We start from the raw sequence: 25,139 nt of genomic DNA, 5'->3' as shown, positions 1-25,139 counted from the left end.
GCATTATTTATTTTTTATAACGGATGGCTGTATAACGCATAATCATGACAGGCTATCAACCGTGCGCCGTCGAGTGCATCGCCCATCGGGGCCGCGAGTTGGGATTGCCACTCGTCCGGTAGCCACGGACGAATATGTAAGCCGATGCTGCCCATGAGCGACAGGCGGGGAGGCGTATGGCGTGCCACGGCGGCCAACAGCAGGCCGATTTCGCTGGCTGTCTGCGTGAGTAGCGCGTAAGAAACAGTATCGTCCTGCTGAGCGCAGTCAAATACGTGGCGGGCGAACTGCGCATAGTCGCCCGGTTTCGCCTGCTGACTAAACGTCTGTAGTGCGTCGAGTGTGTTCGCGGCCTGCGCGGGCGCTGCGCTGGCAGAAAAGAAATCGTCGATGCGTTGACTGAGCGCAGACGGCGCGCACCAGCCTTGCAGCACATCGTAGGTATGTTGCAGCGCCGCTAGCCCAAGCCGTGCGCCGCTGCCCTGATCGGAAATCGGGAATTCATGGCCGCCGTAGGCGGTAATCGTCCTGTTTTGCCACGCCAGCCCGCAAGAACCCGTGCCGGCAATCACTACGCCCGCATCTTTCCCTTGGTTGACTGCCAGACAGGCGCCCAGCGCATCGGTATTGAGTACCTGAGCGGCGTAAGGATGCGGCAGTGCAAGAAAGGCATCATAGGCGGCGCGGTGTTCTGCGCTGGCGAGTGCCAGCCCGACTTTCAGCCGTGATACGTCATCCGGTGACAGTCCGCTGTGCTTCAACGCCTGCGCGATAGCGTCGTCCACCGACTGGCGAACGTTCTCCACGCCGAGCAGCAGATTGGCGCGACCGCCGTGTCCCTGTCCGAGCGGCGTTCCATCCGCCTGATAAATTCGTGCCCGACAGCCTGTGCCGCCGCCATCCACCCCAGCATAGAGCCATGTTGTCATGATGCGCGTGCTCCAGAATCCAGATAGGGAAGGCAGGCAACCGCCAGATCGCCGCTGAGACTGACGGTTTCAGTCTGTGAGTCCGGCAGGCTGCTGAGCAGCAGAGCCAGCTCATCCGCGCAGCGTGTCAGCAGTTGCACCGCCAGCGTATCCTGCGGGTGCGCCAGCACAACGTGTCCTAGCGTGCTGTAGTCTGCGGCCTGCGCCTGCTTTGACCAGTCGATAACCCGATCGACATGCTTATCGAAGTGCAGGAACAGCGCTTCACTGAGTGGCGTCAGTGGGGTGATGCCCTCAACGGCCTGAAGCATCTCCTGTACCGCCCACAGCCCCAGCCGCGACAGGCTGGCTGGGTTGCCGATGGGAAAGCTATCGCCGCCGCGACAGGTCAGAAGGCCGTCATGCCAGTGCAGCAGCCGGGTAAAGCCGCCAGTGACCAGCAGGTAGCGGCTTTGTCCCGGCCAGCGCTGTTCGCACAACGTGCTCTCCTGCGCCCGATCAAAGGGGCGATCGCCATCAATGCCGATCTCCCTCAGTTGCCCTTTCACGGTGCGTTTTTCCGCTGTTGTTGATTGGTCGCGATCGTTTCGTTGAGGCGCTTCACATCGTTTGAAGTCAGGCGCAGATACTCATCAAACGACACCTGATCGTTCAGGTATTGGGTAAAGCGCGTCAGGATGATGGGGTACAGTTCGTTCGCGCCCAGACTTTCCATGCGTTCCCAATCAAAGACGTAAGACGGGATCTTTTTGATCTCTTCGCGCGCGGTGTTCAGGCCGTCGATCACGTGCTTATCTTTGGTCTGGTAGTGCAGATCGGCAATATCCGCGCCGACGATGATATTGAAGCGCTCGGCAATCTCACGCTGTAGCGGTTCGCTGCCCAGCCATTCCATGAATTCGGCGACTTCCTGCGGGTGTTTGGTGGTGGTGAACGGCATGATGAAGGTTGCGCCACCCATCGAAATACACTTCTCTTTGCAAGGTGCGGGCAGCACTTTCCAGTCAAAACCGTCGCCAATCTGCTTACTGAACTGGTTCAACAGCCAGTTGCCGGAGAAGTAGGTCACGATGTTGCCGTTCACGAAATCGTCCGCCATGCTCTTGTACTGACCGCCGCCCGCCGCGCCCCACATTTCACGCGGGAACACACCTTCGTCCGACCAGCGTTTCAGATCTTTAATCCACTGCTGTGCCGCCGCATCCGGGAAGTTGATCAGCCCGTCTTTATCGTAACGTGCGCCATAGGAATAGGCGGGGCCGGAGAAGCGGAAACCGCTGCGGTCGATGGTGAAGGGAATATGCACGCCGGTTTTTTCTGCGACCAGCTTCGAGGCTTTCATCAAATCATCAATCGTGTAGCCCGGCTGCGGTAGCGGAACGCCCGCCTGCTCAAACAGCGTCACGTTAACGAACGGCAGGTCGGCGGTCCAGGAAGCGACAAAGCCCGGCAGCGCATCCGCTTTATGCACGCCTTTCACACGCATGATTTTTTCGATGCCAGCGCTGTAGCGTTTCTCAAAGGCGGCGGGATCTTTCAGGTAGGGACGTAAATCCAGCGTATAGCCGAGCAGCCCCATTTGCGTGGTTTTGGCAATATCCGGGCCTAAGCCTGCCGCCAGCTGCATCGGCAACTGCGTTTGCAGCGCGTTATAGCCGGTGCTGACAAAATTCACATCGATGCGCTCATTACTTTGAGAGAAGGATTTAACTTTCTGCTCCATGAAATGCACTAATTCGGGATCGTCGTCACTATATAAAAATGTTATTTGCGTTTTGGCAGCTAACGCGCTGTTGCCGAATAACCCCAGTGTAAGGGCGGAAAAAAATAACGCGGTGTTGGGACGCATCATAAACATCTCCACATCATAGGTTTGATTAATGGCGTAAATACCCAGGCGTTGGCGACGGGCTTATTTTATTCCTGCGATTTATCCTGTCTTTTAATTAATGCAAATTTGCATTCATCTGTCATTTTCATCATGCAATCATGGACAGAACCCTGATTGATTTATGTGAAGCAGGTTAAAGATATTTTAAATGTTGATTTAAATAAAGCATTTTTGTGATATTAATCACATATATAAACGCGATAATCTTATTTATTAATGCGAAATGTCAATAAATGAATGCAAATGGCAATTTAATGCAAATTTGCATTCTAATTGCGATATCACAGTGCAGGGAATGACCCGTTGCCCTAAATATTGGCAGGGTGTGCACAGCGAAAGTGCAAATAAGTGCCGCCATACATTTTCGTTATTTTATTTTTCAACGCCGTAAACAGGATTTCGTATGAATATCGGTTGGAAATTAAAGAAGAACGGCGTCATTAATCGGTTTCTCATCACCGAGTTGACGGAAAAACGTTATTTCGCCGAGCCGGATACGCTGCCGGATAAGGTGAATTACCGCTTTATTAACGGTTTTGTCGATGTTGGTGTGCTGCCCTGTCGCGTGCGTTTTTTGCAGGAAGAGGCAAAGCGCGAAGTGGCGTTACCCGAAGATCTTCATTTTCCGCTGATGTGGAGCGGCGGCGATGAAAGTCGCAGCGTGAATTTCAGCGATTTCTGGCCGTGTCCGGTTCACGTTCAGCGCTTTGCTCGCTGCGCGATCCACAGTGACCGCGCGCAGATGGCACCGTTTACGCTCAGCACCTGCGGCGGTGTTACGCTGTGGCTGAACGGTGAGCCGATTACCCGCTTTACGCCGTTTACCCGCAACACCGAGCAAACCTGTGCGATCTCGCTGCAGTTGAGAGCGGGGCTGAACACGCTGGTGGTACACACCGAAGAGCTGTGCGAGCGCGATACCGATTACCTGTTCAGCCTGTGCTATCAGGGGGAAGACGCGCTCTTCTGGCAGCTTGATGAAGACGCGGCGCTCAGCGAACAGCTGACCGCGCTGGATAGCTGGGTGAACGGGCTGACGCTGGAGAATAACCTGATCCAACCGCCCGTGCTGGTGCTGAACAGCACGCAGCCGCTGCCGGAATCCGTGACGATGGTGCATCGGCTGATTGGCAACGTCAACGAATCCGTCCCCGCATGGCAGCAGAAACAGACGCTGCCTGCGGGTAATCTGGGCTGGCAGGTGGATTTACCCAACGTCTTAGTCGGTTATTACGATCTGGTCTGCGCTGCGACCTGCTACGGCATTACGCTGACGCGCACCCTCAGCTTTGGGCGCTTGCCATCGCAAACGATGCCTGCGCTGCCAACATTAGCGGCGCGGCGTGAAGCGGTACTGCGTCATACCGCGCTGCACGGTTTTGAGCGCCTCGGTCGGCTGCTGGCGATTGTCGAAACCGGTGAAGGCAACGATGCCGCTGCGCCGATTCTCAATAGCGCATTGCAGAAAATCAGCCGTCGCGAAGACTGTGCCGATTTCCAACTGGTGCCGCTGATTTGGCTGTGGCAGCGCTATCAGGGACAGCAGTTGCCGCCGCAGGACTGGCGGCGCGTGCGCAGCGCGATTCTCGGTTTCCGCTACTGGATTGATGAGCCGGGCAACGACACCATGTGGTTCTGGAGCGAAAACCACTGCCTGTGCTTCCACGTCGCACAATATCTGGCCGGACAAAACTTCCCGGATGACACCTTCCCGTGCAGCGGCCGTCGCGGGCTGGAGCAGAAGACGATGGCTCACGAACGCCTGACGCGCTGGTTTGATTCCATTCTGGAGCACGGGCTGGTGGAGTGGAATTCGGCGGCCTATTACCCCATCGATCTCATTGGGCTAGTCGCGCTGTACGAGCTGGCGCAGGACGCCGATCTGCGCGAGAAATCCCGCGTGGTGATTGACCGCATCATGCTGATGACGGCGTGGGTGCATCAGAACGGCGTCGCGGTTGGCACCATGGGGCGCGCCTACGATAAAGAGCTGCGTTCTGGCATGTTGACCGAGCTGTCCGGCCTGTGTGCGCTGATGTGGGGCGAAGGCTGGTTGATTCCGCACTGCGCCGCGCTGCCGCTGCTGTGCCTGAGCGACTATCAGCCGCCGGAAACGACGGATCGGATCGCGCACTGGTCACTGCCGCACGGTGCAGAAGCACGCTGGGTGCAAGGGCTGAACCGCAGCGCACGCATCATCGCCTGGAAGCAGCGCGATGTTGCCTTTTCTTCTGTTTTCGATCATCACCCCGGCGAGCATGGGCACCAGCAGCATCTGCTGGATGTGCGCCTGGGAACGCACTATGCCGCCCGCCTGTGGGTCAACCACCCCGGCGAAGATCGCCCTGACGGCGTACACCGTCCTTCTTACTGGGCGGGCAACGGACGTTTGCCGCACCTGATGCAACATCGTAATCGCGCGCTGATGGTGTTCGATCTGCGACAGGATATCCGCCCGTGGACGCACCTCTATCTGCCACAAACCGCGCTGGATGAGGTCATCGTTGAAGATGTCTGGTGCTTCGTACGCGGCGGCAACGGCTATGCCGCGTTTCATAATCCCGCCGGATTACGGCCGTTTGCGACCGCAGGCCAGCAGGCGGAAGGCGAACTGCGGGCGTATGGCGAGCAGAACATCTGGTTCGTTGCCGTGGACAGCGGCGATGGTGCAGAGGGATTCGCCGCATTCGCTGGCCGCTTCCGAGGGCGTTCGCTGGTGAAAGATAGCGACGGTGTGCGTATCGACGATCCCGATTACGGCGAACTGGCCTTTAGCCACGCGGCAGGATTCAGCGTTGCGCAGCAGCCTTTCCTTTTCCCCGACGATGTCCCGGTCGTCCCGCAGTTCAACACAGGAAACCCATGACATGCAGACAGGTTCACTTAACCGACAACAAACCGAAGTGCTGCTGGCGCAGGTGGCGCGGGCGTTTTGCCGCCTGAAGGCTATCGACAGCGTGACGCAGGACGATGCGCCGGATGCCGGACTGACGATTCAATTTGAGGAGTGGGACTGGGAAGTTGGCGTCGGGCTGTACGGCTTCTGGAAGCTGGCGCGTCTGACGCAGGACGACACCATGCTGACGACGCTGGCGAACTGGTATCAGCAAAAGCTGGATGTCGGGCTGCCGCCGCGCCAGATTAACTCGACGGCACCGATGCTGGTGCTGGCTTTGCTGTGTCAGGACAAGCCGGATGCACCCGCCCAGTGGCGCGAAACCGTGAGCGATTGGGCCGACTGGCTGCTGCACTCGCTGCCAAAAACCGAGGATGGCGGCTTCCAGCACACGGTAAAAGAGCGGCCGAATACCGGACAGCTGTGGGACGACACGCTGTTTATGGCGGGCCTGTTTCTGGTGGTTGCGGGGAAATTACTCTCCCGCCGCGATCTGATCGACGAGGCGGAATACCAGCTCGTCACGCACGCGCGCTATCTGGCCGATGTGCGCAGCGGGCTGTGGTATCACGGCTGGACGTTCGTCGGTCGCCATCACTATGCCAATGCGTTCTGGGGACGCGGCAACGCCTGGATCACGCTGGTGCTGCCGGAAATGCGGGTGCTGGCGGAGGATCAGCTGTCTGCGCCGGTACTGCGTACGCTGGAAGCGATTCTGGAACAGCAAACGACAACGCTGGCGCGCTGCCAGCATGACTCCGGCCTGTGGCACACGTTGCTGGATGACCCAGATTCTCCGCTGGAGACGTCCGCCAGCGCGGGATTCATTGCTGGCATTCTGACGGCGCGTCGATTGGGCATGCTGCACGATTTCCCGCAGGACGTGCTGGAAAAAGGCTATGCCGCCGTGGTGGCGCAGATTGACGCGCAGGGCGTGGTGCAAGGTGTCTCGGACGGCACGGCGATGGGACACGACTTACAGTTCTATCGCGATATTCCCAATGTCGCTGTGCCTTACGGGCAGGCGCTGGTCATGCTGATGTTATTGGCACAGTTAGATTCTGTTTGCGAGGGCTGACAATGGCGAGTCTGGAACTAAAAAACGTCCACAAAAGTTATGGTGCGGTGAGCATCATCAAAGGCGTGGACTTAACGATTCATGACGGCGAGTTCATGGTCTTTGTCGGCCCGTCGGGTTGTGGAAAATCCACGCTGCTGCGCATGATTGCCGGGCTGGAAGAGATCAGCAGCGGTGAGCTGTTGATCGACAACCGCAAGGTGAACGATCTCACGCCAGCAGAGCGCAAGATTGCGATGGTGTTCCAGTCTTACGCGCTCTATCCGCACCTCTCGGTGCGCAAGAACCTCGCGTTCGGGCTGGAGAACCTGCACTTTCCTAAAGACGAAATCATCCGTCGTATTGATGAAGCCGCCCGTATGCTGGGGCTGGAACCTTATCTGGATCGCCGACCGCGTGCGCTGTCGGGTGGGCAGCAGCAGCGCGTGGCGATTGGTCGCGCGATCGTGCGTGAACCTGACCTGTTCCTATTTGATGAACCGCTCTCCAATCTGGATGCCAAGCTGCGGGTGCAGACACGCGGCGAGCTGTCTCGCCTGCACCAGAAGCTGCGTACCACCATGATTTACGTGACTCACGATCAGGTGGAAGCGATGACGATGGCACAGCGTATTGTGGTGCTGAATGCCGGTCGCATCGAGCAGGTTGGCACGCCGCTAGAGCTGTTCAATCGGCCAAAAAACAAATTTGTCGCGGGCTTCATCGGTTCACCGCGCATGAATATGTTCCCAGCGCAGATCGTCGCCACCTGTGCGGATGGCGTCGAAGTGCAGTGTCCGTCCGGCAATCGTCTGGTGTTGCCGTTTATCGGCACCGTCGGGCAGAACGTCACGCTCGGCATTCGCCCTTCACACTGTGAGCTGGTGGAGGAAGGCGAGGGGATTGCACTGTGTGTCGATCGCTGCGAGATGATGGGGCATGAAACCTTTATCTACGGGCGGATGGGTGGCATTGACGATGAGATGATCGTCCATCTGGCGCAGCACCGTGAGTTCGCCACGGGTGAATCGGTATTCGTCCGCTTCCCGCCAACGTACTGCCATCTGTTCGATGGCAAAACGGATGACACATTGCCGCGCTGTACCGAGCATTAATTATCGCGACGGGAGAGGACGACATGAAAAAGATTGCCTTACTGCCCGCAGGATCGCTGATCGATAAGCTGGTGACGCCAGTGGAAAAAGCGGTGAATCTGCTACAAAAACTCGGTGGCCGCAAAGTGATGCCGTGGTTTTTTATCGCGCCGAATATGCTGCTGTTCGCCGTTTTTGTCTTTATTCCGATTCTGCTGGCGGTGTGCTACGCCTTTACCGGCGGCACCAATATTCTGCTGTGGGAACGCCCCTACGTCGGCGTGGATAACTTTTCCACGCTGCTGAGCTGCGGCAACTACGCCGAGCCATCGACCTGTGAACAGGATCTGTTCTGGACTGGCGTCTACAACACCGTGTCGTTCACCTTTTTCAACGTGCTCTGCACGCTGCTGGTGGCGCTGGTGACGGCGCTGATCCTCAACCGCAAGATTATCGCCCGTGGCTTTTTCCGCGCCATGTTCTTCTATCCGGTACTGCTGTCGCCGGTGGTCGTTGGCCTGATCTGGCAGTGGTTCCTGAACCGCAACGGCCTGCTGAATCTGGTGCTGTCGTCGCTGGGCGGGCAGCCGATTACTTTCCTGCTCGATCCGACGTTTTCGCGCTTCTGGGTGGTGTTTGTCTCCGTCTGGTTTCACGTCGGATTTTATACCCTGATCCTGCTGGCCGGATTGCAGGCGATCCCGCGTGATATTTACGAGGCAGCGGCGGTGGACGGCACCTCGCGGTGGCGTGGTTTTTATCGCCTGACGCTGCCGCTGTTGGCACCGAACATTCTGGTGGTGGTGATTCTGCTGACCATCAATAGCGTGCAGATCTTCGATGAAGCCTGGGTGCTGACCAACGGCGGCGGCCCCGGCACGGCCAACAGCTTTATCGTGCAGTACATTTACCAGACCGCTTTCTCGTCGAATGCCTCGCTTTACGGGCTGGCCTCGGCAGCATCGGTGCTGATGGGCGTGGTGTTGATGATTCTGACGGCATTGCAGTTCCTGCTGACGCGTCGGCTGGAAGGGAAAAAATAACGGGAGCCATGATGAAAATAATCGCATTTCTCACCCGTACCCGTCATCCGGGGCGCATCCATATTACGGATATCATGAGCTGGGTCTGGCTGGTGGTGGGCACGCTGCTGGTGATGATTCCGGTGATGTGGGCGGCGATGTCGTCGTTCAAAACGCCTGCGGAGATCAACCGCTTTCCGCCCAGCTTTCTGCCGCAGGCGGCGGATACCGTCACGCTGCCGGAGTACCCGAAGCCGCTAGAGCTGTGGCAGGTTAAGCAGGAAGACGGCGAAGCGAAAACGATGGCGTTGGTTAGACGCATCGGCCTGATTGCACAGCTGGTGAACCCGGATGCGCCGAGTGAAGTGGTGCGTGTGTCGACCAAAGATCTGGTGCCGATGAAAGCGTTGCATCTGGAGACGGAGAACTACACGACGCCGATAACGAAGTTCCACTTTGCTACCTACCTGAAGAACACCGTGTTCGTGACGGTGATGGCGACGTTGCTTACTCTGTTGCTCAGTTCGATGGCGGCCTTTGCGCTATCGAAATACGAGTTTCGCGGGCGCGGTACGGTGCTGACGCTGTTTCTCTCTACGATGATGATTCCGCTGTCGGTGGTGATGGTGCCGACGTTTCTGGTGGTGATTGGCCTGAACATGGGCGATAACCTGTGGGGCGTGATTATTCCCACGGTGGCAACGCCGACCGGCGTATTCCTGCTGCGGCAATACATGCTGACAATTCCTGATGAGCTAATCGAGGCGGCGCGTATCGATGCCGCCAGCGAGTTCCGTATTTACTGGAAGATCATTCTACCGCTGACCGCACCCGCGCTGGCGGTGCTGGCGATCTTCTCGGTGATCTGGCGTTGGAACGACTTCCTCTGGCCGCTGATCGTCCTCTCCAGTCAGGATAATTTTACGCTGCAAATCGGCCTGAATGCGTTTCAGGGGCAGTTCTCGGTGCAATGGCACTATATACTGGCGATGACGATGCTCTCGCTTCTGCCGGTGACGGCGGTGTTCGTCTTCCTGCAAAAATACATCACGACGGGGATTGCCAACACGGGGATGAAATAATGGCGACACTCAAGGATATTGCCGACCGCGCTGGGGTTTCCATCAGCACGGTTTCCCGCGCGCTGAACGGGACGGCACCGATCAGCGCCAAAGTCAGGCAGCACATCATGGCGATTGCCACCGAGCAAGGCTATCCGCTGCATAAAGTGGGCAAAGCGACCGTCGCGCAGACGGAACCGCTGCGCCACATCCTGCTGGCGACGCCGCGCAACCTGATGCTGGAAAGTGAGTACAATCTGGTGTCGCTGACGCTGATTAACGCCCTGAAAACGCTGTGTTTGCAACGTAACATCCAGCTACGTCCGTTTCTGGGGGAGCACGACACCATTAACGAACAGCAACTGTTGCGTGAACTTCAGGGCGGAAAAGAGAGCGGCATTCTTATCGTGAATGACGATCACCCAACGCTGCTGAACGCCGTGGCGGAAAGCGGCATTCCGGCGGTGCTGATCAACGGGGAAGATCCCTCCATGCGCCTGAGCAGCGTCACGCCCGCGAACCACTATGCCGCTGCTGCGGCGGTGCGTTATCTGATTGAGCAAGGGCACACGCGGATTCTGCACCTGACCTGGACGTCGCGTATGACGATCAAACAGCGCGAACGCGGCTATCGGGATGCGCTCGCGCAGGCGGGCATAGCGGTGGATGAGGATCTGATTCTATCGCTGCCTGATTTCCACCCGCGCACGGCACGCGATGCGCTGCTGCGCTGGCTGACGGCTAACCCCGACAGATTGGGCGTTACCGCGATTTTCTGTGCGGCGGACAATCAGGCTATCGGCGTGATCGACGCGCTGTATCAGCACGGGCTACGCGTGCCGGAGGACATTTCCGTCATGGGCATGGACGACATTCTGCCGTTCGACATGCTGCCGGTTTCACTCACCACGGTGCATTTGCCATTTGAGACGATTGCCCGTGCTGCGCTACAGCTGCTGGCACAACAAATGACGCCCGCACAGGCGCTCGGTATTGCCCAGCGTACTGAACTGGCTGGGCAGGTGGTGGTTAGGGAATCGGTGCGGCGGGTGGGGTAGGCGGGCGTTATTTACAGGGAAGTTTCACCCCGCATAAGCACTATAGTTTCTGCATAAGTACTACAGTTAAAGCGGCATTCTGTATTCTATAATGCCCGGTTTTTCCGCCACCCAATCATAAAGCCGCTGGGCTGTTTTATTGGTTTCCTGCGTGTGCCAGTAGAGACGATCGCAGCTTTTTTCCTGTGCCTGTTCTCTCACGTATTCAATGAGTTTTTTCCCAACGTGTTTACCGCGAGCGGTGGGAGCAACGAAAAGATCTTCTAAGTAACAATAAGAGTTTACTCCCCATGTGGAATCGTGAAAAACAAAGTGCACGAAGCCCACAATGTGTAATCCTTCCCTTGCTACTGCGCAATACACAGGGATCTCGGCGTTAAAAAAGCGATTCCAGGTGGTTTCAGTGACGTCATCGCTAAGCTCGACTTTATAGAACGCCTGATAGCTTTTCCAATAGGGTAGCCATTGTTCGTAATCTTCTGGCTCAACGGAATTAACAATAATTTCTTGGTCTAAACTCATCGTTTTTACTCTCATGTTGTTGCGGGTAGGGGATGGAAATCAGTCTGATATTTACCGTAATAAAATAGCAATCAAATAGACGGATATGCCCCTCCACTTATTGATAATAGAGCAGACCAATTCGCTTGAATTCCCACATTCTGAGACCGTACAGGCTGTAGGTAAGGTCGGCTAACGTTAACGTGGCAGGTTCATTCATGTTGTGCTCAAATCTCTTATCAGGCTGGTTTTTGTATCTAAGGAGGGAGTGATGGATATTGAACAGAGAAACATTGGAAAGAACCAAACGGTTATAAACAATGAATCCGGCGTTATTAACGTCAATAACCACGGGCAATACACGAATCTGGCGGGTGAAAATACGGTACACATTTATAAGGAAATATCGCGTTCAGAACAGGGTAAGTTCATCGTTAGCTTTGTGAGCATTTGCTTATTGCCGGGATTGAGCCTTATTGCGGACTTGATGCAGATTCATCCTGCGCTCAACCTACCATTTTGGGTTTATGTTGCCGCGTTCGGTGTAATACTTGCCGTGGTGTTAGCGGGATATTATGACAATCTCCGCATTTTGGTATCCGGTGCGCCGAATGAAAATGAATGCAAGCAGCTTTATGCCGACAGGTTATTTAGCAGAACCGAAGATGGCTATGTGGTATTCACCCACACGACGGGTTGTATATATCCAGACTGCTGCGGAAAAATTGTGATTGCGACGGCTCCAGAGCGATACAACGGAGAATACTCTTTTTTCGGTAAATGCAGCCTTGCTGGCGGACAGCACTCTTATGGCATCGACTACAACTTCAAAGCGTACCCGATAAAGGTGGATTGGCGACCGATACCCAAGCCGAATAAATAACGTCTTGGTTAGTGTGGAGTTGGCTTTCCACAAGCCTGATTGCGGCCTGTCTTCGTGTTTTCTGCTTATTTACCCGAGCTCAACATCCCAAAAACAAAAACCCCGAAATTTCGGGGTTTTATAGATGATTTCTAAATAATAACGTCTGCGTTCAAATCAGAACGGAATGTCGTCGTCGAAATCCATTGGTGGTTCGTTGCTTTGCGCTGGAGCGCTGTTCTGTGCCGGACGCTGTTGAGACTGCGCGCCGCCGCTGAACTGGTTGCCGCCCTGCGGCTGCTGAGGTTGACCCCAACCGCCTTGTTGCTGACCGCCACCTGCATTGCCACCGCCTGCTGGTGCGCCGCCGCCCTGGCGTCCACCCAGCATTTGCATGGTGCCGCCGACGTTAACAACCACTTCTGTGGTGTAACGTTCTACGCCAGCCTGATCGGCCCATTTACGGGTTTGCAGTGCGCCTTCGATGTAAACCTGAGAGCCTTTGCGCAGGTATTCGCCCGCGACTTCTGCCAGTTTGCCGAACAGCACCACACGGTGCCACTCGGTCTTCTCTTTCTGCTCACCGGTTTGCTTGTCACGCCAGCTTTCCGACGTAGCCAGCGTGATGTTGGCAACTGCACCACCATTCGGCATATAGCGGACTTCTGGGTCTTGACCCAGATTCCCGACAAGAATCACTTTATTAACGCCTCTGCTGGCCATGCTCGTCTCCTGATGAATCGGTAGATTTATTTTCTAAGTCTAAACGATCAATCTTACCATGTGGAAAACTCTCTGTCATACCTGCGAAATGGCTTCCGAAATGAAAGTAATATTTGCAGCGTTTGCAAGGTAAACGGGTTTAATACTGGATATCCATTCAGTTTTTTTTGTGCCATAATTGCTCGTTTCGTACCGGTTCTCTCCGTTCGAGAGGCGATGACAAACCGTTTTTATTCCGGGAAGTGTGTGAATGGATAAGATCGAAGTTCGTGGTGCTCGTACCCATAATCTCAAGAATATCAACCTGATAATCCCTCGTGACAAGCTGATCGTAATCACCGGTCTGTCTGGTTCGGGTAAGTCATCGCTGGCGTTTGACACGCTGTATGCCGAAGGGCAGCGGCGATATGTGGAATCACTCTCCGCCTACGCCCGTCAGTTCCTGTCGCTGATGGAAAAACCGGACGTCGATCATATCGAAGGGCTGTCGCCCGCCATCTCTATCGAACAGAAATCCACCTCGCACAACCCGCGTTCTACGGTCGGGACGATTACCGAAATTCATGACTACCTGCGTTTGCTGTTTGCTCGCGTGGGTGAGCCGCGCTGCCCGGAGCACGATGTGCCGCTGGATGCGCAAACGGTCAGCCAGATGGTGGACAACGTGCTGGCACAGCCGGAAGGCAAACGCCTGATGCTGCTGGCGCCGATTGTGAAAGATCGCAAAGGCGAACACAGCAAGACGCTGGAAAACCTGGCTTCACAGGGCTATATCCGCGCACGTATCGACGGTGAAGTGTGCGATCTGTCCGATCCGCCGAAGCTGGAATTACAGAAAAAGCACACCATTGAAGTCGTCGTTGATCGGTTTAAAGTGCGCGACGATTTGGCACAGCGGCTGGCGGAGTCATTCGAAACCGCGCTGGATCTGTCTGGTGGTAGCGTGGTGGTCGCGGATATGGACGACCCGACGCAGCCTGAACTGCTGTTCTCGGCGAACTTTGCCTGTCCGGTGTGTGGCTACAGCATGCATGAGCTGGAACCGCGTATGTTCTCGTTCAATAACCCGGCGGGCGCGTGCCCAAGCTGTGATGGTCTGGGCGTGCAGCAGTTCTTCGATCCGTCCCGCGTGGTACAAAATGCCGAGCTGTCGCTGGCAGGCGGCGCGATTCGCGGCTGGGACCGTCGCAACTTCTACTATTTTCAGATGCTGCGCTCACTGGCGGAGCACTACAAATTTGACGTCGATGCCCCGTTTGAAAGCCTGAGCGCCGCGGTTCAGAAAGTGATCCTGTACGGTTCCGGTAAAGAGAACGTCGAATTCAAATATATCAACGATCGCGGCGATACCTCGATACGTCGCCATCCGTTCGAAGGCGTGCTGCACAACATGGAGCGCCGTTATAAAGAGACGGAATCCACGGCGGTGCGTGAAGAGCTGGCGAAATTCATCAGTAACCGTTCCTGCGCCAGCTGTGGCGGAACGCGCCTGCGTGAAGAAGCGCGTAACGTGTTTGTCGAGCAGACGACGCTACCGCAGATTTCCGATATGAGCATCGGCCATGCGATGACGTTCTTCCAGAATATGAAGCTCAGCGGACAGCGCGCTCAAATCGCCGAGAAAGTACTAAAAGAGATTGGCGATAGACTCAAATTTCTGGTGAATGTCGGGCTGAACTATTTGTCGCTCTCCCGTTCGGCGGAAACCCTGTCCGGCGGTGAGGCGCAGCGCATTCGTCTGGCGAGCCAGATCGGTGCCGGACTGGTTGGCGTGATGTACGTGCTGGATGAGCCGTCTATCGGCCTGCATCAGCGTGATAACGAGCGTCTGCTGGAAACCCTGATTCACCTGCGTAATTTGGGCAATACCGTCATTGTGGTTGAGCATGATGAAGACGCGATTCGCGCCGCCGACCATGTGATTGATATCGGCCCCGGCGCGGGCGTGCACGGCGGGCAGATTGTCGCAGAAGGCACGATGGAAGAGATCATGGCGGTGCCGGATTCGCTGACGGGGCAGTTCCTCAGCGGTAAACGCAAGATTGAAATACCGAAGCAGCGCGTGCCTGCGGATCCGACCAAAGTGCTCAAGCTAATTGGCGCGAAGGGAAATAACCTGAAAGACGTCACGCTGACGCTGCCGGTTGGGCTGTTTACCTGCATCACTGGGGTATCGGGATCGGGTAAATCGACCCTTATCAACGATACCTTGTTCCCACTGGCGCAGCGCCAACTGAACGGTGCAACACTGGCAGAGCCTGCCGCGCACCGCGAGATTCAGGGGCTGGAACATTTCGATAAGGTGATCGATATCGATCAAAGCCCGATCGGTCGTACGCCGCGTTCCAACCCCGCAACTTATACCGGTATTTTCACGCCGATTCGTGAACTGTTTGCTGGCGTACCGGAAGCCCGTACCCGTGGCTACAATCCTGGCCGTTTCAGCTTTAACGTGCGCGGCGGGCGCTGTGAAGCCTGTCAGGGCGACGGTGTGATTAAGGTGGAAATGCACTTCCTGCCGGATGTCTATGTGCCGTGTGACCAGTGCAAAGGCAAGCGCTATAACCGCGAAACGTTGGAGATTCAATACAAAGGCAAAGGCATCCATGAAGTGCTGGATATGACCATCGAAGAGGCGCGAGAGTTCTTTGATGCCATTCCGGCGCTGGCGCGGAAACTGCAAACGCTGATTGACGTCGGCCTGTCCTACATTCGCCTTGGGCAGTCGGCCACCACGCTATCCGGCGGGGAAGCGCAGCGTGTAAAACTGTCTCGCGAGCTGTCGAAACGTGGCACCGGGCAGACGCTGTATATTCTCGACGAACCTACAACCGGCCTGCACTTTGCCGATATTCAGCAACTTCTTACCGTTCTGCATCAGTTGCGCGATCAGGGTAATACCATCGTGGTGATTGAGCACAATCTGGATGTGATTAAAACGGCAGACTGGATTGTCGACTTAGGGCCGGAAGGCGGCAGCGGCGGCGGGGAAATTCTGGTCTCCGGCACGCCGGAAACGGTGGCTGAGTGCGAACAGTCTCATACTGCGCGCTTCCTGCGACCGATTCTGGCGCGTGAAGCCTGATAGCAGGGGACTCCGATGTGGACGCAATATGAAATCCGCCTGAAGCCGAAAAGCAGAGGCTTCCATCTGGTGACCGACGAAATACTGGCGCAGGTTATCGCACTGCGCCAGATAAAAGTCGGGCTGATGCAGGTGTTCATCAAGCACACCTCGGCGGCGCTAACGATTAACGAAAATGCTGACCCTACGGTGCGGCAGGATTTCGAGAGTTTCTTTAATCGCTTAGTGCCGGAGGATGAACCGTACTACCGCCATACGTATGAAGGTAGCGACGACATGCCCGCGCACCTGAAAGGCAGCTTGCTCGGAAACAGCCTGACGATCCCCATCACCAATGGACGCCTGAACATCGGCACCTGGCAGGGCATCTACCTGTGCGAACACCGCAACCACGGCGGCAGCCGCTCGCTGGTTGTCACGCTCAACGGGGAATAACGCCACGAAATGCGTCGCGCCAGCGACGCATTCTGATAAGTATCTAGCTGCCTGCACGGTAGTTAACAAGAGTGTAATCACTATAAACAAACAGGAATATTTCTAAGCTGCCTATACGGCAGTGAGCTGTCGCGTTCTGCGGTCTATTTCGTCGTGACATTTCTAAGCTGCCTATACAGTAGTGAACGGAGCAGTGAAGCTACGCCGGATAGCGTAACCTTTCTAAGCTGCCTATGCGGCAGTGAACCCAATAGGCGCGGCCCAGCGCCTTTTTCTTGTTTTCTAAGCTGCCTATGCGGCAGTGAACCACTTCAATTTCTGCGTAACTTGCGCGACGGGTTTCTAAGCTGCCTATGCGGCAGTGAACATGAGTGGCCACGCGTTGCGATCGGCAGCATGTTTCTAAGCTGCCTATGCGGCAGCTTAGAAAACGAACGTTATGCAAAAACCAATCATGCAGTGGTTCACTGTCGCACAGGCAGCTTAGAAATGATAACCGTTAATCGATAGCAGCATCTGGATGTTCACTGCCTATGCGGCAGTGGACAATGAGGCATGTCTTTGAACGTCGCTTCATACTTTCTAAGCTGCCTATCCGGCAGTGAACGGTGATGTTGAATGCATTCATCGCTTTTACCATTTCTAAGCTGCCTGTGCGGCAGTGAACTCGAGGGATTAACTCAACCTAAAAACTGGTGTTTTCTAAGCGACCTATACGGCAGTGCACGTTTGACTCGAGTAATTCACTCAGGGTTATCATTTCTAAGCTGCCTATGCGGCAGTGAACGCGGCGAGGCTTGTGATAACGCGTTCGATGGCTTTCTAAGCTGCCTGTGCGGCAGTGAACACGCTGATTATGCGTTACGTCAACAATATTGCTTTCTAAGCTGCCTGTGCGGCAGCTTAGAAAGGCTCTGATATCGAGAATGTTTCGTCCAGCAGGTTCACTGCCGCATAGGCAGTTTATCCACGGCCTCAAGCGCTATTGTCTGGCTATTATCGAAGTAGCGCTGCGCCAAGTGCTCAATGCGTTTACCCCGTTAAATAACGCATATTGATGGCCTTCTTTCGTAACGTTTTTAAGTAATGAGTTTCTTTTCGAGGGAATGAAAAATTACGGGTTGGGCATTATTAACATTTAAAAATCATCATTTTTCCGTTAAAGTGCCCTTACAGGGAAATAGTGCGTTGATTTAAGTCAAATTCAAGGGAGTGAGTGACTGTGAAATACGATCCCGTTTTAAAAACGCTTGTAGATGATGACTATCGGTTAGAGGACCATCTTGATTTTAAAAAGCAGCATGCAGATATTAACTATCAGAAATTACATGCTCAACTAAATGAAATAAATAACGATAACATTCATGCCATATTGACTGTGCAGGAAGCGACGTATTTTTTAAAGGCGTTATGCACACCAAATCCTAATGACTCCTGGAAAACGGCCATATTTGGCTGTACCGATCCTACTTCATCGTTTGCTGGGAACATCGCAGAAGCCGTGTCTGTGAGCAGAATCGTGATGGAGATGAAAGGATTCGGCGTAACGGCAACGGAATATGTCGGGAAAAATGGTAGCAAATACATAAAACTGTCTGGTTATCCGGGAGTAAGAAAGTATTTAGATGCCACCCGATATTTAGTCAGTAACCAAAAAATACTCGACATAGGGATAGGTACAAAAGGCATTGAAAGCGGTATTGCGACTGGATCAAGGTTCTGTATTGTATTTTCAGCTGCTTATCGAGCCATTGAGTTGATGTTGAAAGACGAATACGCACTAACCGATTTTTTTGTTAATTTAACGATGGATGCAGCAAAACTAGCGGTATCTATTGGAGCCGCCTGGGGAGCGAAAACATTAGCTACTACAGCTATGGTCACTGGAGGCAGTGTTGTTCTTATTGCTTGTGGTATATTTATAGTTGGATTTGCCGTGGGTTTTTCATTATTCTGGTTAGATAATAAATATAAAATAAGTGAAACGATAATAAAAAATTTAAAGTCACATAAAAAACAATATACTCCATATCATCCTGATCAGTTTTTCCATGCGTGGGGGCGATATAGTCGTGGTTAAGATAAATAGGCCATTCTTTTTCACATATTCAGTTTTTCTTTTTTTGCTGTCATGTTTTATTAGTTGGTTTTCTTTAAGTGGATATGTGGATTTTTTTCAGTCAAGTGATATAATAATTTTTTCATGGATGCTTGGTTTAATGGTATTCGGTTCGCCCATAATATTTTATTTTTCTTATTTTGGTTTTTTATCTGCAATAAAAAATAAACCTATTAAAATGAATGGTAAATTATCAAATTTATTAATTTTTGTTTTTATTTCTGGTGTCATAATTAGTTTCATTTCATCTGTGTATATATCTTATGATCTGAATGAAAAGGGATATACAACCTGCCCTAAAATATCCTGGATGGATCCCAATAAATATGTAAAGGATATTGTTCTTTGTAAGGAGTAAAGAATTATAAGAAAGTGTGTTTTGCATATTCGTGGGAGTTAGTCGTGGTTAAGGTAAATAGACCATTAGCTGGCGCATTTGCAGTTTTTATTTTTCTATTGACATGCTTTACTGGTTGGTTTTCTTTTAATTCATATTTGGATATTTTACAGTTAAATGATGTGATAGTGTTTTCATGGAAAGTTGGGTTGATGGTATTTGGTTCTCCTTTACTATTCTATTTTTCATATTTATTTTTTTATTCCGCAATAAATAATAAAGTGGCGAAAATTAATAATAAATTTGGAGGAGGGTTATTTATAATAATGATCGTTGGTGCTGTAGTTAGCTCATTCTCATCTTTCTACATGTCTTATAATTTTAGAGATTATGGTTATGAAATATGCCCTAAAATATCTTGGATGGATCCCAATAAATATGTTAAAGACACCGCTCTTTGTAAAGAGTAAAAATAGTATAAGAGTATGCTTTTTCATGTATGGGAGGAGAGCCAGTCGTGGTTAAAGTAAACAGACCATTGATTGGTGCGTTTTCTGTTTTTCTTTTATGCCTTTCCGTCTGGGGAACTTGGTTTTCTTTAAGCGCATATTTATCATTGTTTAAATTAGATGATGTAATTGTTTTTTCATGGAGAGTTGGCCTTGCTATCTTTGGAGTACCTTTATCATTCTATTTTTCATATGTTTGTTTTTGTTCTGCTATAAAAAATGAGCATGTGAAGATCAATAATAAATTAGGCGAGTGGTTGGTCAAAATCCTTATCTTTGGTGCTATATTTAGCTTTTTTTCATCAGCGTATATATCATACAGTCTTAGCAATGAGAGTTACAATGTTTGCCCTAAAATATCCTGGATGGATCCCAATAAATATGTGAAAGACACCGCTCTTTTTAAAGGATAAAAATTGTATGAGGGAATGCTTTTTCATGCATAGGGGATAGCCAGTCGTGACTAAGATAAACAGACCATTCTTTTTCATATACTCGATTTTTATTTTCTTTCTTTCATGCTGGGGAGGATGGTTCTCTTTAAACGGATATATTGACTTTTTTAATCTAAACAATGTAGTTTCATTTTCATGGAAACTCGGTGTCATAATTTTTCTAGTTCCAATAGTGTTTCAGTTTTCTTATTTTGGTTTTTTTTCTGCTATAAAAAACAGACCAATAAAAATGAATAATAAAATTTCAAATCTATTGGTCATATTTGCTGTTTCTGGTGCTGCGGTGAGCTTGTTTTCATCTATGTATATCTCTTATAGCCTTAATGAGCAGGGCTATAAAATCTGCTCCAAGAACTCATGGATGGCTCCCAATAAATATGTGAAAGATGTTTCTCTCTGTGATTAATGGTAAGAATAATCTGATGGGTTTTATGATTGTTGAGGATTGTTCGTGTTTAAAATAAATAGACCGTTTTTTTTCGCATTCTCATCTTTTACCTTTCTATTGACATGCTTTACTGGTTGGTTTTCTTTTGATTCATATTTGGATATTTTACAGTTAAACGATGTGATCGTGTTTTCATGGAAGGTTGGGTTAATGGTATTTGGTTCTCCTTTGCTATTCTATTTCTCGTATTTAGGGTTTTATATGGCAATAAAAAACAAACCTATAGGAATGCATGGCATATTTGCAAATGTGTGCGGTTATTTGTTTTTCATTGGTGTTGTTATTAGTTTTGTTGCATCTATGTACATATCTTTTAACTTTAGAAGTTATGGCTATGAAACCTGCCCTAAAAGCTCCTGGATGGCTCCTAATAAATATGTGAAAAATATCGCTCTTTGTGATGAATAGTGAATAACAAGCACACCTGATAAGATGCGCTTGTTATCAAAGGTCATAAATCTTAGAGACTCATTTCCTCCCAAATGCTGTAACCTGAGGTTCCTGCGATTTTATGGTTCCATGCGATGGTTTTATATTTTAGCTGGACTTTTTCATACGGCATGATGTCGTTGTTATCGATGACGTGCGGATAGACAGAGGTGACGTCTACAATGCTCGCATCGGTTAAGGTAACTTCATAATAAAGTTCTAACTGCCCTGCGGAATTGACGCGATAAAAATAAAATGTCACATCTACATATAGATCAGCGAGATAGTGATTTATGCCCGCAGATCGAGGGTTTCGTGCGCGTTGACGAATACGATTATTTGCAACGTGAGTCGCATGCGCCCGACACGGGGTGTTCAATCGCCATCACCCCGTGGCCCCTGGCTTCTCGCGGGAAATAACGCCGCTTAGCGGTGCCTTCGGTGATCGACTCCGCAGTCGGGCCGCCAGCGACGCGTTCCCGACGCGGCGCTGACTTTCGCGGCGTCCTGCCGCTCACCCGGCGGTTTCGTTCACCTCAGCGTTATTTTTACGCGATATGAAATAATAAAAATCAACGTATTAAAATAAAATCACATTTACTCTGTTTTCTGACGAACCCGCTTTCCCTTTTGCAGGGAACGTAGATCCTAATCCGTATTTATTTCTCGCCAGTTCAGCCAGATTCGCATATCAAATTCCAGCTGGTGATAATCAGGATCCATATGGCAGCAGAGTTGGTAGAAAGCCTTGTTGTGGTCTTTTTCTTTGAGGTGAGCGAGTTCGTGTATCACGATCATCCGCAGGAAATCTTCCGGTCCGTCACGGAATAGCGTCGCTATTCGGATTTCATTATTGGACTTTAATTTTCCGCCCTGCACGCGTGCCACAAAGGTATTGGTTCCCAGCGTCCCTTTGATCGGGTTCTGTTTATTGTCGTAAAGCACCTTTGATATTGCTGGAGCGTTTTTCAGATAGCGCTGTTTCAGTTCGGCGACAAACTGATAGAGCGACTTGTCACTCTGGATCGGATGGCGGTCAGGGTATTTTTTTTCCAGCCACGGGCCGAGTTTGCCTTGATCAAGGAGCGTTTGAACTTGGGCAATAATTGCTGGGGGATAACCGTTCAGGTAGCGTAGCTGGGTCATATTTTATTCGTTGGGATAAAGCATGGCGGATTTGTCGATGTGTTGCCGTCAGTCTGAGTGTAGAGAACAGATAGCACGACAGCGATAGTTAACCGAAAACACAAGCCACTGAGTTAAGCGAGTTCACAACGGTGAGTCGGTTAAGCCAGTGGCGTTGTCATTTACAATTTACTGAATCGCGGCGAAAGCGGCGGCGACGCGCTGGACGTTGCTGTGGTTCAGCCCCGCCATACACATACGGCCGCTGGCGATCAGGTAGACGCCGAATTCTTCACGCAGACGATCAACCTGTTCCGGGCTGAAACCGGTGTAGCTGAACATGCCGCGCTGGGTGAGCAGGTAGTCGAAGTTACGGTGCGGCAGCGCGTTTTTCAGTGCTGAAACCAGCTCCTGACGCATGCTCAGAATACGGGTGCGCATCTCTTCGACTTCCGCTTTCCAGTCAGCGTTCAACTGCGCGTCATTCAGGACTTTAGAAACTACCTGTGCGCCGAAATTCGGTGGGGAAGAGTAGTTGCGGCGGACGGTCGCTTTTAACTGACCCAGCACGCGCTGTGCGCTGTCGGCATCGTCGCACACCACGGAAAGGCCACCAACGCGCTCGCTATACAGTGAGAAAATCTTGGAGAACGAGTTGGCGATGAGTGCTGGAACGCCCGCGCTGGCAACGGCGCGAATCGCATAGGCATCCTGCTCAATCCCGAGGCCAAAGCCCTGATAGGCGATGTCCATAAACGGAATCAGCTCACGCTGGATGATGACCTCAATGACGCGATCCCACTGTTCGGTGGTGAGGTCGGAACCGGTCGGGTTGTGGCAGCATGGATGCAGCAGCACGATGCTGCGCGCAGGCAACGTTTGCAGCGTGGCGAGCATGGCGTCAAATTTCACGCCCAGGCTTTCGCCATCGAAATACGGGTAGGTGTGAACCTTAAAGCCCGCGCCCTCAAAGATCGCAATATGGTTTTCCCATGTTGGATCGCTGACCCACACTTCTGAATTTGGGAAGTAGCGTTTCAGGAAATCTGCACCGACTTTCAGCGCACCGGAACCGCCCAGCGTCTGGATGGTGGCGATGCGACCCGCTTCCAGCGCCGCGTGGTTTTCACCAAACAGCAGGTGTTGGATCGCGGTACGGTAAGGTTGTAACCCTTCCATCGGCAGATAGGAACTCGCGCTCTGCGCTGGCTGTTTCAGGCTGCTTTCGGCCGCGCTGACGGAGCGCAACTGCGGGATAATATTCTGCTCGTTGTAGTAGAGCCCGATACTCAAATTGATCTTATCCGCTCTTGGATCCTGTTTGAATTTTTCCATCAGAGACAGGATAGGATCTCCGGCATAGGTATCAACGTTTTGAAACACAGTGTAGCTCTCCTGAGTGTGTCATTTTTATGGGTACCGCAACCCCGACTATGGTGGGGATAATCAGGCCGCGTAACGGCCAGGGCGATGATTCATCGCGATAATCAGGTTCAAAATGGTTGCCCCCAGAATCGAAGCAATCAACATCGGTATGCTTACCACGAACAGGGAAGTCAGCACAATCACAACATCAACGCCCATCTGGAGTTTTCCCGCCCGCAGGCCGTATTTGTCCTGAAGATACAGCGCCAGAATATTCATGCCGCCGAGGCTGGCTTTATGGCGGAACAACACCACGAAGCCGATGCCAGTGATGATATTGCCAAACAGCGTGGCGTAAAACGGGTTGAGCTGATCGAAATGAACGAACAGTGGATGCAGGTCGGAAAACAGAGAAACCAGCCCGACGGCGCAGAACGTTTTCACCGTGAACTCCCACCCCATGCGGCGCACGGCCAGATAATAGAAAGGCAGATTCAGCAGGAAAAAGGCAACGCCGAAGGAGACGTTGGTCAGATAGTGGGTAAGGAAAGCGATGCCCGCGGTGCCGCCGGTGAGGGCACCGGCCTGACGCAGCAGAATGACGCCAAACGACACCATCAGCGTGCCGATCAGTATCGCCAGAATATCTTCCAGCAGCGTGTGTGATATTTTTTGTGTGGGAATAACGTTATCCATGGTGAGCATTCAACAGACTGTCGTAAAAACATGTGCTTACCAAAGCAAGAATCGCACCAGATAGTGCTGCTTAGCGTCTGGCGTCTGCGTAATCTCGCCTGCGATAAAGTAACGTGTTGAATTATATGAATGAAAATAATGCGTGATTCATGCGTTTTTTATTATTTATTTGGCTGTGTTGTGCATTTATATGGTTTTTTTGCGTGAGGTATTCATTTTCTGCACCAAATAGAGGCGATTGCCCCAATTCAGGGCAATGCAGGCAGTTCTGGCATCATCAAACCGTTCTCTTTGAGGCGGTTCAATACCACGGAAGTTTTCAGGTGCGCGACGCTTTTGTTCTGCGACAGAATCTGGCTAATCAGCGTGCTGAGCCCGGGCAGATCTGCCACGGCGACTTTTAACAGATAATCGGCATCGCCCGTGGTTTTATAGGCGTCGATGATGGCATCCACTTCCCCCAGCATTTGATGAAAGCGTTCAACGTATTCGCTGGTGTGGTTGATAAGTCGCACCTCAATTAACCCTAGGCATTCCAGCCCGACCGCGTTCGGCGACAGGCGGGCATGGTAGCCGAGAATCAGCTGTGCCTGTTCTAGCGCGATGCGACGGCGGGAACACTGCGAGGCGGAAAGCCCAACCAGATCGCTCAGTTCCTGATTGGTCAGGCGGCCGTTCGTCTGTAGCAGCGTCAGGATTTTCAGATCGAAATCATCAATGTGGTACATCGCGTTTCCTAAACAGTATCGGGCAGTCGGCCAAACAGACTACCAGCTTTTTAGGCCGCGTTGCCTATGAGTTTTTTATTACTGATTTTCGGCGCGTTTAATTTTCTTAACTGCCTGTACGGCAGTGAACTGCAACGATGACGACGGAGTGCTGATCTCTCATTTCTAAGCTGCCTATGCGGCAGTGAACTGAGATCCGGCCGGGCTATGCGTTCAACATCATTTTCTAAGCTGCCTACACGGCAGTGAACGTGAGGTTTCGGCATGTGCTGACGTGACGCCATTTCTAAGCTGCCTACACGGCAGTAAATCCA

Annotated in this window: 24 protein-coding genes and 1 pseudogene; 15 read left to right on the top strand and 10 right to left on the bottom strand. The window is 52.1% G+C overall.

Annotated elements, in window-relative coordinates:
• Positions 1-14 precede the first annotated feature (14 nt).
• The 3 genes from BUB06_RS10515 to BUB06_RS10505 are packed head-to-tail and all read right to left on the bottom strand — an operon-like array spanning position 15 to position 2,781.
• Positions 15-929: a glucosamine kinase nucleotide-binding domain-containing protein gene (locus tag BUB06_RS10515; protein ID WP_039470129.1), complete on the bottom strand. Its 915-nt coding sequence runs from the start codon at positions 927-929 to the stop codon at positions 15-17.
• Entirely contained in the window at positions 926-1,477 is a 552-nt protein-coding gene (locus BUB06_RS10510) for a glucosamine kinase (RefSeq protein ID WP_039470130.1), read from the bottom strand. The genes BUB06_RS10515 and BUB06_RS10510 overlap by 4 nt, the downstream gene beginning before the upstream one ends.
• Positions 1,474-2,781, bottom strand: a complete 1,308-nt coding sequence (locus BUB06_RS10505) for an ABC transporter substrate-binding protein (protein WP_039470132.1) — start codon at positions 2,779-2,781, stop codon at positions 1,474-1,476. Before BUB06_RS10505 ends, BUB06_RS10510 begins: the two co-directional genes overlap by 4 nt.
• 442 nt (positions 2,782-3,223) lie before the next feature.
• Between BUB06_RS10505 and BUB06_RS10500 the strand changes: the two genes are divergently transcribed.
• Genes BUB06_RS10500 through BUB06_RS10475 form a run of 6 tightly spaced genes read left to right on the top strand, consistent with a single transcriptional unit; the run spans position 3,224 to position 11,008 of the window.
• Positions 3,224-5,686, top strand: a complete 2,463-nt coding sequence (locus tag BUB06_RS10500) for a hypothetical protein (RefSeq protein WP_039470134.1) — start codon at positions 3,224-3,226, stop codon at positions 5,684-5,686.
• 1 nt (position 5,687) lies between these two features.
• Positions 5,688-6,794 carry a beta-galactosidase BglB gene (gene bglB / locus BUB06_RS10495; protein WP_039470136.1) on the top strand — a complete coding sequence of 369 codons (1,107 nt, stop codon included), beginning with the start codon at positions 5,688-5,690 and terminating at the stop codon, positions 6,792-6,794.
• A gap of 2 nt (positions 6,795-6,796) precedes the next feature.
• Entirely contained in the window at positions 6,797-7,888 is a 1,092-nt protein-coding gene (locus BUB06_RS10490) for an ABC transporter ATP-binding protein (RefSeq protein ID WP_039470139.1), read from the top strand.
• A 23-nt stretch (positions 7,889-7,911) separates the two neighbouring features.
• A complete protein-coding gene (locus BUB06_RS10485; RefSeq protein ID WP_039470140.1) occupies positions 7,912-8,910 on the top strand; it encodes a carbohydrate ABC transporter permease in 999 nt (332 codons plus the stop codon).
• 8 nt (positions 8,911-8,918) lie between these two features.
• A complete protein-coding gene (locus tag BUB06_RS10480) occupies positions 8,919-9,971 on the top strand; it encodes a carbohydrate ABC transporter permease (protein WP_010295141.1) in 1,053 nt (350 codons plus the stop codon).
• On the top strand, positions 9,971-11,008 hold the full coding sequence (locus BUB06_RS10475; RefSeq protein WP_039470141.1) for a LacI family DNA-binding transcriptional regulator: 1,038 nt from the start codon (positions 9,971-9,973) through the stop codon (positions 11,006-11,008). The genes BUB06_RS10480 and BUB06_RS10475 overlap by 1 nt, the downstream gene beginning before the upstream one ends.
• A gap of 66 nt (positions 11,009-11,074) precedes the next feature.
• Here BUB06_RS10475 and BUB06_RS10470 read toward each other — a convergent pair whose 3' ends face one another.
• On the bottom strand, positions 11,075-11,530 hold the full coding sequence (locus tag BUB06_RS10470; protein WP_039470143.1) for a GNAT family N-acetyltransferase: 456 nt from the start codon (positions 11,528-11,530) through the stop codon (positions 11,075-11,077).
• Between the two features lie 250 nt (positions 11,531-11,780).
• Between BUB06_RS10470 and BUB06_RS10465 the strand changes: the two genes are divergently transcribed.
• Positions 11,781-12,392 (top strand): hypothetical protein, encoded by a 612-nt coding sequence (locus tag BUB06_RS10465; protein WP_039470145.1) that lies wholly within the window; start codon positions 11,781-11,783, stop codon positions 12,390-12,392.
• 156 nt (positions 12,393-12,548) lie between these two features.
• Here the strand turns inward: BUB06_RS10465 and ssb1 are convergent, their stop codons facing one another.
• On the bottom strand, positions 12,549-13,094 hold the full coding sequence (gene ssb1 / locus BUB06_RS10460; protein WP_010295128.1) for a single-stranded DNA-binding protein SSB1: 546 nt from the start codon (positions 13,092-13,094) through the stop codon (positions 12,549-12,551).
• A gap of 250 nt (positions 13,095-13,344) precedes the next feature.
• On the opposite strand from ssb1, the gene uvrA reads away from it, so the two are divergent.
• The 8 genes from uvrA (at position 13,345) to BUB06_RS10420 (ending at position 20,890) form a co-directional block, all read left to right on the top strand.
• The gene (gene uvrA / locus BUB06_RS10455; RefSeq protein WP_039470146.1) at positions 13,345-16,179 is read left to right on the top strand and encodes an excinuclease ABC subunit UvrA; all 2,835 of its coding nucleotides are present in this window, start codon (positions 13,345-13,347) and stop codon (positions 16,177-16,179) included.
• Between the two features lie 15 nt (positions 16,180-16,194).
• Positions 16,195-16,614 carry a secondary thiamine-phosphate synthase enzyme YjbQ gene (locus BUB06_RS10450; RefSeq protein WP_039470147.1) on the top strand — a complete coding sequence of 140 codons (420 nt, stop codon included), beginning with the start codon at positions 16,195-16,197 and terminating at the stop codon, positions 16,612-16,614.
• A 1,222-nt stretch (positions 16,615-17,836) separates the two neighbouring features.
• Entirely contained in the window at positions 17,837-18,694 is an 858-nt protein-coding gene (locus BUB06_RS10445) for a hypothetical protein (protein ID WP_072886139.1), read from the top strand.
• A complete protein-coding gene (locus BUB06_RS10440; RefSeq protein ID WP_072012975.1) occupies positions 18,687-19,091 on the top strand; it encodes a DUF1240 domain-containing protein in 405 nt (134 codons plus the stop codon). Before BUB06_RS10445 ends, BUB06_RS10440 begins: the two co-directional genes overlap by 8 nt.
• A 44-nt stretch (positions 19,092-19,135) precedes the next feature.
• Entirely contained in the window at positions 19,136-19,540 is a 405-nt protein-coding gene (locus BUB06_RS10435) for a DUF1240 domain-containing protein (RefSeq protein ID WP_072012976.1), read from the top strand.
• Between the two features lie 47 nt (positions 19,541-19,587).
• Positions 19,588-19,992: a DUF1240 domain-containing protein gene (locus BUB06_RS10430; RefSeq protein WP_072012957.1), complete on the top strand. Its 405-nt coding sequence runs from the start codon at positions 19,588-19,590 to the stop codon at positions 19,990-19,992.
• 46 nt (positions 19,993-20,038) lie between these two features.
• Positions 20,039-20,440, top strand: coding sequence for a DUF1240 domain-containing protein (locus BUB06_RS10425; protein WP_072012958.1), 402 nt, complete (start codon positions 20,039-20,041; stop codon positions 20,438-20,440).
• Positions 20,441-20,485: 45 nt separating this feature from the next.
• On the top strand, positions 20,486-20,890 hold the full coding sequence (locus BUB06_RS10420; protein ID WP_072012959.1) for a DUF1240 domain-containing protein: 405 nt from the start codon (positions 20,486-20,488) through the stop codon (positions 20,888-20,890).
• A gap of 52 nt (positions 20,891-20,942) precedes the next feature.
• Here BUB06_RS10420 and tssD read toward each other — a convergent pair.
• From tssD to BUB06_RS10395, 5 genes and pseudogenes are all read right to left on the bottom strand, one after another.
• Positions 20,943-21,179: pseudogene (gene tssD, locus BUB06_RS10415) on the bottom strand (type VI secretion system tube protein TssD); the annotation flags it as partial.
• A 380-nt stretch (positions 21,180-21,559) separates the two neighbouring features.
• On the bottom strand, positions 21,560-22,057 hold the full coding sequence (locus BUB06_RS10410; RefSeq protein ID WP_039470150.1) for a M48 family metallopeptidase: 498 nt from the start codon (positions 22,055-22,057) through the stop codon (positions 21,560-21,562).
• A 168-nt stretch (positions 22,058-22,225) separates the two neighbouring features.
• Positions 22,226-23,419, bottom strand: a complete 1,194-nt coding sequence (locus BUB06_RS10405) for an amino acid aminotransferase (protein WP_039470152.1) — start codon at positions 23,417-23,419, stop codon at positions 22,226-22,228.
• Positions 23,420-23,482: 63 nt separating this feature from the next.
• A complete protein-coding gene (locus BUB06_RS10400; RefSeq protein WP_010295088.1) occupies positions 23,483-24,097 on the bottom strand; it encodes a YitT family protein in 615 nt (204 codons plus the stop codon).
• A 248-nt stretch (positions 24,098-24,345) separates the two neighbouring features.
• Positions 24,346-24,825 (bottom strand): Lrp/AsnC family transcriptional regulator, encoded by a 480-nt coding sequence (locus BUB06_RS10395; protein WP_010295086.1) that lies wholly within the window; start codon positions 24,823-24,825, stop codon positions 24,346-24,348.
• Positions 24,826-25,139 lie beyond the last annotated feature (314 nt).

This window comes from Pectobacterium carotovorum (assembly GCF_900129615.1).
GTDB classification, from domain to species: domain Bacteria; phylum Pseudomonadota; class Gammaproteobacteria; order Enterobacterales; family Enterobacteriaceae; genus Pectobacterium; species Pectobacterium carotovorum.
Note: the sequence above shows the minus strand (reverse complement) of the source record. Positions and strands in the feature narration are given on the sequence as shown.